Source organism: Paenibacillus xylanilyticus (assembly GCF_013359935.1).
Lineage (GTDB): Bacteria > Bacillota > Bacilli > Paenibacillales > Paenibacillaceae > Paenibacillus > Paenibacillus xylanilyticus.
In genome coordinates this window covers 1-14,443 of sequence record NZ_JABMCB010000191.1, presented here as the reverse complement: position 1 = coordinate 14,443, position 14,443 = coordinate 1, and the positions used below count along the sequence as shown (strand labels likewise).

Below are 14,443 nucleotides of genomic sequence, written 5' to 3'. Positions count from 1 at the left end.
CTGACCGCGCAGTGCGCTAGTGTAAGAAATTGATTCAAATTTACCAATAACAAATTCAGGATGTGACTGATATGAAAACAATACTGCCTGCCATCCGCTTATCCATCCTCCTTATGCTGATCTGCGGCGTGGTGTATCCGCTGGTGACGACTGCTGCGGCACAGCTGCTCTTTCCCACCGAGGCTGGAGGCAGCCTGATTACGCAAAATGGGAAAGTCATCGGTTCATCGCTGCTGGCACAGGAAGTGAAATCGCCGGCCATGTTCCAGCCCCGGGCATCGAGCGCAGGTTATGATCCAACGACATCGGCAGGCTCCAATCGGGCCGTCGCTTCGGAGGAGTATATTGGCGAGATAACAGAGAAGGCAGCCCAGCTCAGACAGGAAAATCCGGCATTGCAGCAAATTCCTGCGGACCTGGTGACCGGATCAGGATCAGGTCTTGATCCGGACCTTTCGCCAGAAGCAGCCAAGGCGCAGATTCCGCGGATTAGTCAGGCGACTGGCCTTAGTGAGCAGCAGCTCTCAAAACTCGTGGAAGCTCATATTCAGGGACGCCAACTCGGCATATTCGGTGAGCCGCGTGTGAACGTGACTGCGCTGAATCTGGCGCTGGCAGCAGAGCTGAAATAATTGCGGGAACGGCCCTGACCTTAAGGCGATAAACGATGAATTTATAGTGGAGCATAGCCACAGGGTCAGAGCCCTATCCCTAATCAAAATGCAGAGATGTATATGTGAATCACTGTCGTTCAGCTATACTTGGCCTTCTTCCAGGTTTCGGAGGGGGCTTTCTCCATTTTTGATCCAAGGCGTGGGAAGGGGGAATAAGCGGATGGGTGACGGCTTCAAGCGCAAATCGCCGGAGGACATTCTGAAGATGATTACGAAGCTGCAGCAGGGTACGCTCACCATCTACATCGGTCCGGTCAGCGGCTCTGGTAAGACATATCATATGTTAAGAGAAGGAAACACGCTGCGCCAGCAAGGCATCGATGTGGTCATCTGCGCTGTGTCGACCATGCAGAGACCCGAGACTGTGGAACAGCTTGGTGAGCTGGAGCGAATTCCGAGTATCCATTGGCACCGGCAGAGAGATGGCATGGAGATGAAGGATTTGAATCTGGAGGCTCTGCTGGAGCGCAACCCGGAAGTGGTGCTCGTCGACGGACTGGCGCATAGAAACCGGGAAGGGGCTTTTCACGCGACCAGGCTGGAGGATATTCAGTATTTGCTGCAGCACAATATCAGCGTGATCACCACGGTCAATGTCTACGAGCTGGAGGGTTATACCCAACTGGCCCGGAAACTCACAGGCGTTGCAGCTGAGCATACGGTTCCTGCGGGTACCCTTGAATTGGCCGATGAAGTGAAGCTGATCGATGTCACACCGGAAACGGTGTTGGCCCGGCTTGCTGAAGGACATCTGAAAGGTCACGAGGGAGAAGCAGTGTTTAGGCAAGGTAATCTGGGCATTTTGCGGGAACTGGCACTAAAACTGGTTGCCGAAGGGGTCAATGAATCGCTGCGTGAACACCGGGAAGAGATGGGGATCACCATGACAATAGGCATCATGGAACGGGTTCTGGTATCGACCCAATATCACTGGAACGGATCCATCTACATTCGGCGGGGACAACAGATTGCCAAGAGACTGAATGGGGATTTATGCGTGGTGACTTTTCGCGACAGGAAGCAGGTGCTAACCAAGGAGGCTGCTGTTTTTCGCCGTAACATGATCAAGCTGGTGGAGAAGTTCGGAGGAGCATTCGAGGAATTGTCTATGACACACCGCCGCACGATTCCATCGACCCTGGCACGTTATGCAGCTCAGCACCAGATTACCCGTATTGTAATGGGGCACTCGCGGCATACCCGCTGGCAGGAGCTATGGCAAGGTTCAGTCATCAATTCGCTCCTGCACAGATTGCAGGGAGTCGACCTGTTCCTGCTGGCAGATCGGACCGAGCTGGATGGTGAACGGGTGCTCCCGGCAAAATTGCCGTATACCCGGAGCACAACCTATCGCAGATTAAGCGAACAGGAAATGAAAAAACAGATCGGCCAAATTCGGCGCGGCCAATTCAAGGTGTACATCGGCGCAGCCCCCGGTGTAGGCAAAACCTATATGATGCTGCGGGAAGGGAATGATCTGCTCCGCAAAGGCATTGATGTCCGGATCGGCTTGCTGGAGACGCACAATCGGGCCGGGACGATGGAACAGATTGGGCAGCTTTCCGTTATACCACGCATGAGTCGGATCTATCAGGGAGTAGCTCTGGAGGAGATGGATACGCAGGCTATTCTTCATCTATGTCCGGAAGTGGTGCTGGTGGATGAACTGGCACATACCAATGTGCCCGGAAGTATACACCAAAAGCGCTACGAAGATGTGCTGCAGCTGCTAGATGCAGGCATCTCGGTAATTACGACGGTCAACGTGCAGCATCTCGAAAGCCTGAATGATGCAGTGGAGCATATTACGGGCATTCGGGTCCGGGAAACGGTGCCGGATCAGATTCTGCAGATGGCGGATGAGGTACAGTTGATCGATGTCGCTCCACGGGCCTTGCGGCAGCGCATGCGGGAGGGTAAAATCTATGCAGCAGCCAAGGTGGAGCAGGCCCTTGCGAACTTCTTTCGCATCGGTAATCTGATTGCATTGCGGGAGCTTGCCCTACGTGAACTGGCCGACGATGTGGATGAGCGGTTGGAAGCGCAGGAACGCAAAAGTGCACTCCGGGGTCCTTGGCGGAGACAAGAAGTAGTTTTTGTCTGTGTAAGCAGTGACAAACAAGCGGAGCGGCTAATTCGTCGCGGATTCCGCACCGCCTATCGGTTGAAGGCCGTTTGGCATGTACATCATGTCCATGTAGGCAGGGCCATGAGTGATGAAGCAAAGTGTCAGCTGGAAGTACTGAAACAGTTAACTGAGAGGCTGGGCGGCCAATTTCATATTCATCACAGTCGGAGACTGAGCGAAGTGCCGGTCATTTTGACAAGCAAGGCAGCGGAAGCGAAGGCAACGCAGCTGGTGGTTGGTCAAGCGAAAAGGCTCTGGTGGCTGAATGGCTATAGGGGTGCCGGGTCGGTGGTCCACAGGCTTGTCCAATTGTCCAGACATATGGATGTATTGATAGTTGCAGATTATAATTATGATCCTAGCGGGATGTGAAAAGTACGGTGTCTGAACGAACCAAGGTGGAAGAAGGATTAACCCGTGTGCACCGGGTTCCCAAATATATATGGGTCACGATTGGAATTACCTTGTTAACCCCTCTGCTTCATGTCATTGGCATGAGTAATGATCTGGTTAACGTATCGCTTATTTACCTGTTTCCCATTTTGGTGAGTGCGGTCTTCTGGGGGCTGGGACCGGCAATCTACGCAGCAAGTCTGAGTGTTCTGATGTTTGACTTCTTTTTTGTGCCTCCGAATCTCAGTTTTACCGTTGCGGATCTGCGATATATTTTTTCTTTTGGGGTGTATTTGGCAGTAGCCGTGTTAACCGCGACACTTTCCAGCCGTTTGCGGCAGCAGCTGGAGATGGTAAGGCAGCGCGAAGCCACAACGAATTCATTGTATGCGCTAAGCCGCCAGATGACGGCCGTTACCGATCTGGACACCCTGCTGAACCATATTGCAAACCAGGTATCGCACACACTTGGTACCGAGGCTGCGGTATATTTGCCGGACGCTCATGGTGAACTGACAATAACGACATCCGCTGAGGATCATGTTACCGCTAGCTGGGGTGAAGAGGAGTCGGAAATCGCGATTGCCAAATGGGTGTATAGAACTGGTGAAACCGCCGGAAGAGGATCTTCCAGCCTGCGGGAATCGTCCGGTCTATACGTACCCTTGCGTACGGAAAACCAGATTCACGGCGTGCTTGCAGTCCGTATGGAAACCGGTGATGTCCAGGAACAGCGGGAACAACTGCAATTGCTGGAGGCTTGTGGAGGACTGGCTGCCAGTGCGATTGCTCGTGTAAAACTCGCGGAGGAAGCGAGGCTTGCACAGCTAACGGCTGAATCAGAGCGGATTCGCACAGCCTTGCTGGACTCCGTGTCTCACGAACTGCGAACACCCTTAACTGCAATAATCGGGTCCGCTACAGGATTGATCGAAAATGACGCCATTTTTACCCCCGAGGATCGGAAAGAGTTGACGGGCAACATCCGGGATGGTGCCATGCGCATGAACCGGCTGGTGACCAATCTGCTGGGCATGGTGAAACTGGAGAGCGGCATGCTGCAGCTGCGAAGGAAATGGTGTGACGTGGGAGACATGATCAGTGTGGTATTGGTGCAGGTTCGGGAATTCAGCAAGCACCGCACCATTCGTGTGGATTTGCCTGAACAACCGTCATTTATATGTGGTGATGAAATTTTACTGGAACAAGTACTGGTCAATGTCGTCAGCAATGCCATTAAATACTCTCCTGATTATAGCGAGATTGTAATTACCGTTACGGTAGATGAGAACAATGCCAAGCTGACCATCGTGGTGGCCGATGCAGGTATTGGTATCCCTGATATAGACAGGGAGCGGATATTTGAAAAGTTTTACCGGTCGGAATCCTCCCGGCATGTTACGGGCACAGGGCTGGGACTGGCCATATGCAAAGGAATTGTCGAAGTCCACGGAGGAACGATTGGAACAGAGCCCAATCCAGGAGGCGGAACAAGAGTAAGCATCTGTTTACCGATGGAAGTGCCAGATGCATTATTTCCCTATATGGAACAAGGAGAGGTTGAGTAACATGACGTCACCGCAAGGCGCACGCATACTGGTTATAGATGATGAACCACAGATCCGCAAACTGTTGAAGGTGACTCTGCAGGCACATCAATTCGAAATTCACGAATGTGGAGATGGGGAAGAGGCTGTCATTCAGGCCAGTATCGTTCATCCGGATCTGATCGTTCTTGATCTGGGTCTGCCTGGAATGTCGGGAATGGATGTGCTGCATCGTGTCCGCGAATGGTCCCAGGTGCCCATTATTGTACTGACCGCGAAGGAACGCGAGGAAGACAAAATTGCTGCGCTTGACGGCGGAGCCGATGATTATGTAACCAAGCCGTTTGGCATGGGAGAACTGGTTGCCCGAATTCGGGTTGCACTCCGCCACGTGGCCAGAACAACGGATGAACCTGTACTGCGTTTCGGGTCCCTCACCATGGATCTGGCACAAAGGCAGGTGGAGCTGGACGGTTTGCCGATCAAATTAACACCAACGGAATACGACATGCTCAAGGTTCTTGCTTCCAACGCCGGAAAAATCATTACCCAACGCCAGCTGCTGCAGCAGGTGTGGGGCGGGCATCATCACGAATCGGATAGTCATTATCTGCGGGTCTATGTGGGTCATCTGCGCAAAAAATTAAAGGAGGATCCTACGCAGCCGCGGTTTATCCAGACCGAGCCAGGGATTGGCTATCGCTTTTTGCTTCAGGATTAGACAAAAAAGTAATAAGGTGCATTCAATAAAAGCGCCGGAGCCTCCTGGGATTACAGAGGACTTCGGCGCTTTCCTGATCATCAAGACTTCTTAGGCACTAGGATGTGTATTTCGGTAACCAGTCGCCATGGGCCTCGATCAGTTCATCACACATGGCGACGATATCATCGATGGATAGTTCGGCGGCGGTATGTGGATCCAGCATGGCTGCATGATAGATATGTTCCTTTTTGCCTGTCATGGCTGCTTCAATGGTCAGCAGTTGGGTGTTAATATTGGTACGGTTCAATGCCGCCAGCTGCGGAGGCAGGTCGCCGATATAGGTTGGGCTAATCCCGGATCCGTCGACGAGACATGGAACCTCAACACAGGCCTCACGAGGCAGGTTGGTGATCAGTCCGGTATTCATTACATTTCCGCCGATTTTGTACGGACGGTCCGTTTCCATCGCTTCCATGATGTGCGAAGCGTACTCACGGCTGCGGGTATGTTCAATATTTTCACTGGCAAACAGCTTCTCGCGCATTTCCTTCCATCCTTCAATCTGGTTCACGCAGCGGCGCGGATACTCATCCAGCGGGATGTTGAAGCGTTCGATCAATTCCGGATAATTACGTTTGATAAAATAAGGGTGGTACTCGGCATTATGCTCGGAAGACTCCGTTACGTAGTATCCAAAACGATTCATCAGCTCGAAACGCACCATATCATGATGCTGTTCCTTCTGCTTCTCTCTCGCGAGGCGTTTAATCTCCGGATACAGGTCCTGGCCATCCTTAGTCACTTCCAGCAGCCAAGCCATATGGTTGATTCCTGCAACTTTTGCGACTACGCCTGTCTGATCCATCCCCAACGCCTCGAACAGATGGGGCACACATACCTGCACGCTATGGCACAGACCTACCGTTTTAATTCCTCCATGCACGTTCATGACATTGGTCAGTACGGCCATGGGATTGGTGTAGTTCAGGAACCAGGCGTCAGGGCACACTTCCTGCATGTCCCGGGCAAAATCGAGCATGACTGGAATGGTACGCAAATTGCGGAAGATTCCGCCAATGCCGAGTGTATCGGCAATCGTCTGACGCAGACCGTATTTTTTCGGAATTTCAAAGTCCGTGATCGTGCACGGATTATATCCGCCCACTTGAATCGCGTTAATGACATATTTGGCACCGCGCAGCGCTTCTTTGCGGTCCGTATATTTTTTTACAGCACAACGGCTTCCGAGAGAACGACCCATACTGGTCAGCAGTCGCTCCGAATCATTCAACCGCTCGGCATCGATATCATACAAGGCCAATTCAAAATCCTGCAGTGCTTCGGTCATCATGACATCACCCAATACATTTTTGACAAAAACGGTGCTGCCCGCACCGAGAAACGTAATTTTGTTCATCTCAAGTCCAGCCTCCCTGAATAATGGTGTACCCCAACTATAGGCCGATTCGGTATGTATAACTATGGTTCAACCTCTCTCAAACATGGCATAATCCCATTTTTAGTATCGCTTTCAGCTGATATTTCCCTGGTTCACCTGTTATAATTTAAAATGAGAAAAAAGGATACGGGTGAAGGGAAGGAGTGGAAGGATGACACCGATTGAGTTTAATGTGCTGCCCATGGACTGGACGCAGATGGAGCTGGTGCTGTTGTTTTTCGGCTGGCAAGCCTGCGATCCTTCTCATTATTGGGGTCCAGGGGTGCGAGATTCCTATGTGGTTCATTACATTCATGAGGGATGGGGAACGGTTCATATGGAGGATAAGGAATACCGGCTGACCCAGGGTCAGGGCTTCGTCATTCTCCCGGATACCATTATCCATTATGAGGCCGATGCGAAGGAGCCATGGACGTACTCCTGGTTCGGGTTTAAGGGCGTCCATGCCAAGACATTCATGCAGCGGGCAAAACTGAGTCCGGCACATCCTGTATTTGATGCCAGAGATCCTGAGGTAATAGATGGTTTGTATGCAGACATGACTCAGGCCTCATCACGCAATGGCGGAGATGTATTTAGCCAGAGTCTGTTATACCGGTTAATTGCCGAACTGATATCCTCCTCACCTGAAGAAGAGAAGACGCGGCGTCCCCTGTCCACCAAGGATGAATACATCAGGCAAGCCGTCCAGTTCATGGAGAACAGGTACAGCCAAAAGACTTCGATCCTTGATATTGCGCAGTCCGTGCGTTTGGATCGTACATATCTGTCCGGTCTTTTTAAGGAGAAGTACGGGAAGTCGCTGCAGGCATTCTTTCTCGAATACCGGATGAATCGTGCGGCAGAGCTGCTGCAAAGTTCAACGTTATCCGTAAGCGAGGTTGCCCATTCGGTGGGCTACACGGATCCGCTGTTATTTTCCAAGATGTTCAAACGAGTGACAGGAGTATCCCCCAAAGGGTCAAGAGAACGAGGTTAGAAGGCAGGGTTGTTTCATATTTGAATAATAAAAGTTTTGATCATTATCTGTGAGCCAGCTATACTGGTACAGAATGCAATTCAATTGAATATGTGGAACTAGGTGCTTTGCCCTCGGGTAGAAGCTTAATAGGGAAGACCGGTGTAATACCGGCGCGGTCCCGCCACTGTAACAGAGGAGTCAAGCAGCGATATGCCACTGGTTTAGGCCGGGAAGGTGCTGCAAGGACGAGGATTCTGGAGCCAGGAGACCTGCCTAGTTTAACAACACAGTAGTACCCTACGGGAGATAGGAAGGTGTTTAGAGAGCATGATTTTTCTGAAAATCTGTTTATTTAAGACGTCCTTATCCGGTAATACGGAGAGAGACGTCTTTTTTGATATGCAAGGACAAGTCACTGTGTATTGATGGAGATTGGGGAGAGGGCGTCAGACATGTGAGTAGATACATTGTTAAAAGATTCATTCAACTGGCAGCCGTGTTATTCGGCATTACGTTTTTGACGTTTCTGCTGACCTACCTGTCTCCGGGGGACCCGGCAAGGCTCATGCTCATGTCCACGGGGGTCACTCCGTCTGACGAATTGGTTCAGCAGGTACGCGTTCAGCTTGGGTTGGACCAGCCGTTTTTGATCCGCTATGGAACCTGGTTAGGACATGTGTTTACCGGGGATTTCGGAATGTCCTACAAATACGACAGACCCGTTCTCGACATCCTGTTGTCCAGGCTTCCGGCTACACTTCGGCTAACAGGAAGTGCCCTGCTTCTGGTCATTCTCATTTCATTTCCGCTGGGTATCATGTCTGCAGTCTACAGAAACAAAGTGCTGGATTACGTCATTCGCCTGTTTTCATTTGCCGGATTGTCCATGCCCAGCTTCTGGCTGGGGATGCTGCTCATGTTGGTGTTTGGCGTACAGTTGAAGCTGCTGCCCGTCATGGGAAGTTCGGGATGGAACAGCTTGATTCTGCCGGCATGCACACTGGCTTTGCCTCTGATCGCCCAGTATGTCAGGCAGATCCGTACGGTGATTCTGGAAGAGATGTCCCAGAGCTATGTAACGGGGGCAAGAGCCAGGGGTGTGAAGGAGAGAGTGATCATGATACATCATATTTTACCTAATATATTGCTGCCCATCGTTACGCTCATGGGTATGTCCACAGGCGCACTGCTCGGAGGGGCAGCCATTGTCGAAAGTTTATTTGTGTGGCCCGGGGTAGGGCAGATGGCGGTCGATGCCATATTTACAAGGGACTATCCCCTGATTCAGGGTTACGTCATCTGGATGGCGACGATCTACGTATTGCTGAATCTGATCGTTGATCTGTGGACACACCTGCATGACCCAAGGATTCGACTGGACGTGGATATATAGATGAGAAAATTCAGGCTTGTTTGGACACAGCACCGCTGGTTTGGGTTCCTGTTCTCATTGACCATCCTCTGGGTTATTCTCGCGATGGTTGCGCCGCTGCTTGCCCCGCATGATCCACTGGCAACGAACTTTGCCAAGGTGCTGCAGCCAGCCAGCGCCGAATACCCGCTTGGAACCGATCAGCTTGGACGCTGCGTGTTATCCCGTCTCCTATACGGGGCGCGCACTTCGCTTCTGCTTACATTCATGATGATCGGTATTGTATTTGTACTCGGCGTGGCGATTGGTGTGATTGCGGGTTTCGCTCGTGGTCTGATCGACACGATTCTGATGCGGCTGTCCGATACGCTGATGGCCTTTCCGGGATTAATCTTCGCCATTGCGGTGGTAGGGATGCTGGGACCAGGATTATTTAATACGGTTATCGCTCTTGCGGTTGTCTGGTGGGCGAAGTATGCACGACTGGCAAGAAGTCTGGTGATCTCACTTCGGCAAAAGGAATATGTCGCTGCTGCGGCATTTAGTGGTGCGAGACAGATTCAGATCATCACAAAAACAATCCTGCCCAACATGCTGTCTCCCCTCATTGTCATGGCAATGATGGATGTGGGCGGCATGATGCTGTCCATCTCGGGCCTGTCGTTTCTGGGATTGGGTGCCCAGCCACCTGAACCGGAGTGGGGGGCGATGCTGAATGAAGGCAGAAGATATCTGCAGACGGCCCCATGGCTGTTGATTTATCCGGGACTGGCGATATTCTGGACAGTTATCATTTTTAATTTGTTGGGAGACAGTCTGAGAGATGTGATGGATCCCAAGAAAAAGGCAGCTTAACAGGAGGAACGGAAATGAATTCGAGATATGGAAAAACGCTATCGCTTACCGTACTGTCATTATTGGTTCTATGTATTATCGCAGCTTGTGGCCAAACTACAACAAGTACTTCCACCTCATCATCTTCTGGCGAAAAGGCGGCTGAGGCGGACAAAGGCAGTGCGGTTACACCGACTCATCTAAATGTAGCCCTGTTCTGGCTCGGCAGCAATCTGGATCCGGCAGAAGAGTGGAATGGCTGGACCCTTACACGGGCAGCCATTGGAGAGACGCTGATTCAGTTCGATGAGAATATGAAGCTGGTACCGAAAATTGCGGATACCTGGGATCGTATCGATGATACGACATGGCACTTTCATATCCGGGACGGTGTAACGTTCCATAATGGCAACAAGGTCACCGCAGATGCGGTCAAAAAGTCCATTGAACGTTCCATCGAGTTAAACGAGAGAGGACAGTCGACCTTGCCGATAGCTTCCATGTCGGCTAAAGGTCAGGATCTGACCATTTCAACAACAGAGCCTTACGCATCCCTGCTCGGCAATATTGCTGAGCCCTTGTTTGTAATTGTAGATACGAGTGCAGATACGTCCAAATTCAAGAGTGAGCCTATCGCCACCGGGCCATTCATGGTAACGGGCTATACCCCGGATCAGGAGATTCAGGTGAAAAAGTATGACGGATACTGGGACGGCGCAGCCGATGTGGATACCATTACGTTAAAATATATCAAGGATGACAGCACACGTGCACTCGCTCTGCAATCGGGCGAGATCGACGTAGCCAGCAACGTGGGACGAAGCAGTTTGGCATTGTTCCAGGACAAGAGTCAGTACACCATTGATGAGATTCCAAGCCTGCGTACCCAGTTTGTATGGTTCAACACGAAAAACCCGCTGCTGAGTGAGCCGGAAGTACGCCGTGCAATTTCCTATGGCATTGACCGCGAGATGTATGCAAATACACTGGTAGGTGGTCAGGCGGCAAAAGGACCGTTCACCTCCGCACTGCCTTTCGGCTATAATCAGATCAAAGGATATGACTATGAACCCGAGACAGCCAAACAGCTGTTGGATGAGGCGGGTTTCAAGGATACAGACGGAGACGGTATTCGGGAAAAAGATGGACAACAGATGACGCTCCAGTTGATCCTCAACTCGGCTTACGAATCGGATTCCATCGTGGCTGCCGCGATGCAGTCCCAGCTCAAGGAGATTGGTGTCAACCTGGAGATGACCTCCTATGAGGATCTGACCGATCATCAAAAAAGCGGACACTACGATCTGGCCTTGACCAGCATCAATACGGGGATTACCGGAGATCCCCAGTATATTCTCGACTTTTATTTCAAAACAGGGTCAGAGTGGAACATTGGTGGCTACAGCAATGCGAATCTCGACGCGTTGATTCAAAAGCTGCATTCCGAATTTGATGTGGAAAAAAGATACGAACTGGCTGCAGAAGCGCAGCAGATGATCTTGGATGATGCAGCATATATGTTTATTACCTATACCCCGATTAACATTGTAAGCAAAAGTGCGGTGCAGGGTGCGACGATGTATCCGATCGACTTCTATCTCCTGGATCGAAATATCCAGGTTGGGCAATAATGAGCGTCTTACTGGGTGTAGATCGCCTTTCAGTCACGTATAAGAGCGGCACACCCGCGCTGCAAAATGTATCGTTTGCCATGAATGCCGGGGAGATTGTCGGAATTGTTGGCGAAAGCGGAAGCGGCAAATCGACGCTGCTTCGAGCTCTGCTCGGCATGCTGTCAGACGGTGGCCAATATGCGGGGGGAGACATTGTTTTTCAGGGGAAGTCCATATTTAGCCATTCACAAGGAGACTGGAGCCATATACGTGGCAAGCGGATGGCGATGGTTTTTCAGGATAGCGGTGCTTATCTGAATCCAATCCGCAAAGTAGGGAGTCAGTATATTGAGGCGATCCGTACACACTTTAATATATCGAAGAAGGCTGCCCATGCGATGGCGGTGGACATGCTCTCACAGATGGGACTGGATGAACCCGATCGGATGATGAACATGTATCCCGGCCAGCTTAGTGGGGGGATGAAGCAGCGAACGGCGATTGCCATGGCGGTAACGATGGAACCAGAATTGCTGCTCGCTGATGAACCGACAAGTGCACTGGATGTAACCACACAGGTTGAAGTGATGAAACGTCTGACCGATCTTCGGGCCCGTCAAGGAACAGGAATGATCATCGTGACGCACAATATTGCTGTTGCAGCTCATATGGCAGACCACATTGGTGTGATGCAGCACGGGGCATTGGTCGAGTTTGGACAAACGTCAAAAATCATTACCGATCCTCGTCATGAGTATACCCGAAGACTGCTCGATGCCGTGCCCGAATTGGAGGGGAATGCTAATGGGAAATGAGAGGATGCCCATTCTGGAATTGAGGGATTTGTGTAAAACCTATGAATCAAAGGGGCAGACGGTCAATACTGCACTGCAATCCGTCCATTTGAAGCTGTATCCGGGAGAATGTCTTGGAATTGTAGGCGAGAGTGGTAGTGGCAAGAGCACACTGGCCAAATGCGTGACCCATCTGGAAAGAGCAACCTCCGGACAAATCATCTATCGTCAGCAGGATATTACCTCAATTAAGGGAGAGACTTTAAGACTGCAGCGCAAACAGATCCAAATGGTTTTTCAGGAACCTTCGGCGATCTTCAATCCCCGCATGAAGATTGGAGCATTTATCCTCGAACCGTTATTGAATTATAAGCTGATCAAACGCAGGCACGCTGAGCAGGAGGTTCACCGCTTGCTGGAGCTGGTGGGGCTGCCTGCTGCTGCTGCGGACAAGCTCCCACATGAACTCAGTGGCGGAGAGCAGCAGAGAGTGGTTATTGCTCGTGCGATTGGGGTTCAGCCGGATATCATCCTATTTGATGAAGCCACCTCTGCACTTGACGTTTCCATTCAGCAGCAAATTCTGAACCTGTTGGTGCAGTTGCGCCAGGAGACAGGCATCTCAATTATTTTCATATCGCATGATCTGGCCGTGGTACAGCAGGTTAGTGATCGGACTGCCGTCATGTATAAGGGCAAAGTGGTTGAGGTGCTGGAAAGTGCTCAGCTGGCCCATGCAGCCAATCATCCGTACACACGTAACCTGATGGCTTCGGTGTTGTCGGTGAGGGAGATCAAGGATAAGATGCGGGAGTATGCGCTTCAGGGGATCACTGGCTGACTCGACGTTGGCATATTGAGGTGTTTTAAAGAGGCAAGCGAACAAAAAGGATTATTCCGGGTCATGGTAGTGACGCTCGGAGTAATCCTTTTGCTGTATAAAGACGTTATAAGAATGGATGATTCAATGGTTGCCGCGAATCACACGGCATCTTACGCATGTAGGTGCATCCAGATCCAATATTAAGGTGTTGCTGCCCATGCGATGAGTTTAATGCGGTACTTGGGATTGGAAATCGTTTCGACTCGACCGATTGGCGTGATAGAACACGACATCTCCGTCTTGAATGGGCCAGGTGCTGCCTTCATGATCAACCGGACTGCGCTGAAAACCCTCCATCTGCCATTGATTCATCAGAGGAGCGTGAATGTATTGCAGGTGGGGCGCGTCTGTATCGCCATTCCGCAGACTTTCGATATTGAAGTTGACCACGATATAACCATTTCTCAGGAACACGGGGGACTTTTCGTCCAACTGGTTTTGTCTTGCGACTGGCTCCAGATCCGTGCCCTTCGGCACCGCATATACATCGGCAGGCAGGCTGTATTCCCCATACCAACGCTGGATGGCTGCATTGGCCCGGTCCATATTTACGCCCTGAGGAATGTCGGTTTTGGGTCCGATCAATGTACGAATGGAGGAGGGCAGGATCATCCAATCATAGCGACCCACCCACGTTTTCTGGTGAGAGGTCTGATCGACGAGACGAACCATGTACTCTGCCAGTGTGCTCTGGCTCTGCTCCTCTTCTGTCAATTCATAGGTGTATTGATAACGGGCAGTATCACCCAGCTCTGTACCAGGGACGTTTCGTAAACGGGCGTTCAGAACAACAAATCGTTTCTCCAGATCCTGCGCAGATCCGATACGAATAAACCTTTCCTGTCCCCTGTGGTAATACAGGTCCACTTCCTGGCGGGAGGTACCGTCTTCACTCACAAAATGAAAAGTCGGCGTAATCCGTACACCATCCTGCTTGCCAAATAGGTATAGGTAAGGCTTTGACTACGTCGCTACCTTTTCCCCACCTCCACACCGTGCATGCGACTTTCACCGCACACGGCGTTCCATCTTGATAATAGTTTAATCGATCATTCCCAAGTTACTCAATTTACGGTATTGGT

General features: G+C 51.0%; 11 protein-coding genes, 1 pseudogene and 1 riboswitch. Of the genes and pseudogenes, 10 read left to right on the top strand and 2 right to left on the bottom strand.

What is annotated here, in order from left to right; all coding sequences use genetic code 11:
* Positions 1–71 precede the first annotated feature (71 nt).
* From kdpC to HP552_RS19610, 4 genes are all read left to right on the top strand, one after another.
* The gene (kdpC, locus tag HP552_RS19625) at positions 72–632 is read left to right on the top strand and encodes a potassium-transporting ATPase subunit KdpC (protein ID WP_175397108.1); all 561 of its coding nucleotides are present in this window, start codon (positions 72–74) and stop codon (positions 630–632) included.
* Between the two features lie 202 nt (positions 633–834).
* Positions 835–3,174: a histidine kinase gene (locus HP552_RS19620; protein WP_175397107.1), complete on the top strand. Its 2,340-nt coding sequence runs from the start codon at positions 835–837 to the stop codon at positions 3,172–3,174.
* Between the two features lie 8 nt (positions 3,175–3,182).
* Positions 3,183–4,763, top strand: a complete 1,581-nt coding sequence (locus HP552_RS19615) for an ATP-binding protein (RefSeq protein ID WP_312884319.1) — start codon at positions 3,183–3,185, stop codon at positions 4,761–4,763.
* Between the two features lies 1 nt (position 4,764).
* Entirely contained in the window at positions 4,765–5,463 is a 699-nt protein-coding gene (locus HP552_RS19610; protein WP_175397106.1) for a response regulator, read from the top strand.
* Between the two features lie 97 nt (positions 5,464–5,560).
* On the opposite strand, the gene HP552_RS19605 is transcribed toward HP552_RS19610, so the two are convergent.
* Positions 5,561–6,862 (bottom strand): alpha-glucosidase/alpha-galactosidase, encoded by a 1,302-nt coding sequence (locus HP552_RS19605; RefSeq protein ID WP_175397105.1) that lies wholly within the window; start codon positions 6,860–6,862, stop codon positions 5,561–5,563.
* Positions 6,863–7,055: 193 nt separating this feature from the next.
* Here HP552_RS19605 and HP552_RS19600 point away from each other — a divergent pair, with 193 nt between their 5' ends.
* The 6 genes from HP552_RS19600 to HP552_RS19575 all read left to right on the top strand — a co-directional run bounded on the left by HP552_RS19600 (position 7,056) and on the right by HP552_RS19575 (position 13,319).
* On the top strand, positions 7,056–7,883 hold the full coding sequence (locus HP552_RS19600; RefSeq protein WP_175397104.1) for an AraC family transcriptional regulator: 828 nt from the start codon (positions 7,056–7,058) through the stop codon (positions 7,881–7,883).
* Positions 7,884–7,966: 83 nt separating this feature from the next.
* Positions 7,967–8,156, top strand: a riboswitch (cobalamin riboswitch).
* 163 nt (positions 8,157–8,319) lie between these two features.
* The gene (gene nikB, locus HP552_RS19595) at positions 8,320–9,258 is read left to right on the top strand and encodes a nickel ABC transporter permease (protein ID WP_175397103.1); all 939 of its coding nucleotides are present in this window, start codon (positions 8,320–8,322) and stop codon (positions 9,256–9,258) included.
* Complete coding sequence (nikC, locus tag HP552_RS19590; protein ID WP_175397102.1) at positions 9,259–10,092, top strand: nickel transporter permease; 834 nt, start codon at positions 9,259–9,261, stop codon at positions 10,090–10,092. It begins immediately after the preceding gene.
* 14 nt (positions 10,093–10,106) lie between these two features.
* The gene (locus HP552_RS19585) at positions 10,107–11,702 is read left to right on the top strand and encodes an ABC transporter substrate-binding protein (RefSeq protein WP_175397101.1); all 1,596 of its coding nucleotides are present in this window, start codon (positions 10,107–10,109) and stop codon (positions 11,700–11,702) included.
* Complete coding sequence (locus tag HP552_RS19580) at positions 11,702–12,499, top strand: ABC transporter ATP-binding protein (protein ID WP_175397100.1); 798 nt, start codon at positions 11,702–11,704, stop codon at positions 12,497–12,499. The genes HP552_RS19585 and HP552_RS19580 overlap by 1 nt, the downstream gene beginning before the upstream one ends.
* Positions 12,489–13,319, top strand: a complete 831-nt coding sequence (locus HP552_RS19575) for an ABC transporter ATP-binding protein (RefSeq protein WP_175397099.1) — start codon at positions 12,489–12,491, stop codon at positions 13,317–13,319. The genes HP552_RS19580 and HP552_RS19575 overlap by 11 nt, the downstream gene beginning before the upstream one ends.
* Before the next feature lie 210 nt (positions 13,320–13,529).
* Here HP552_RS19575 and HP552_RS19570 read toward each other — a convergent pair.
* Positions 13,530–14,306, bottom strand: a pseudogene (locus HP552_RS19570) (DUF5704 domain-containing protein); the annotation flags it as partial.
* Between the last annotated feature and the right edge of the window lie 137 nt (positions 14,307–14,443).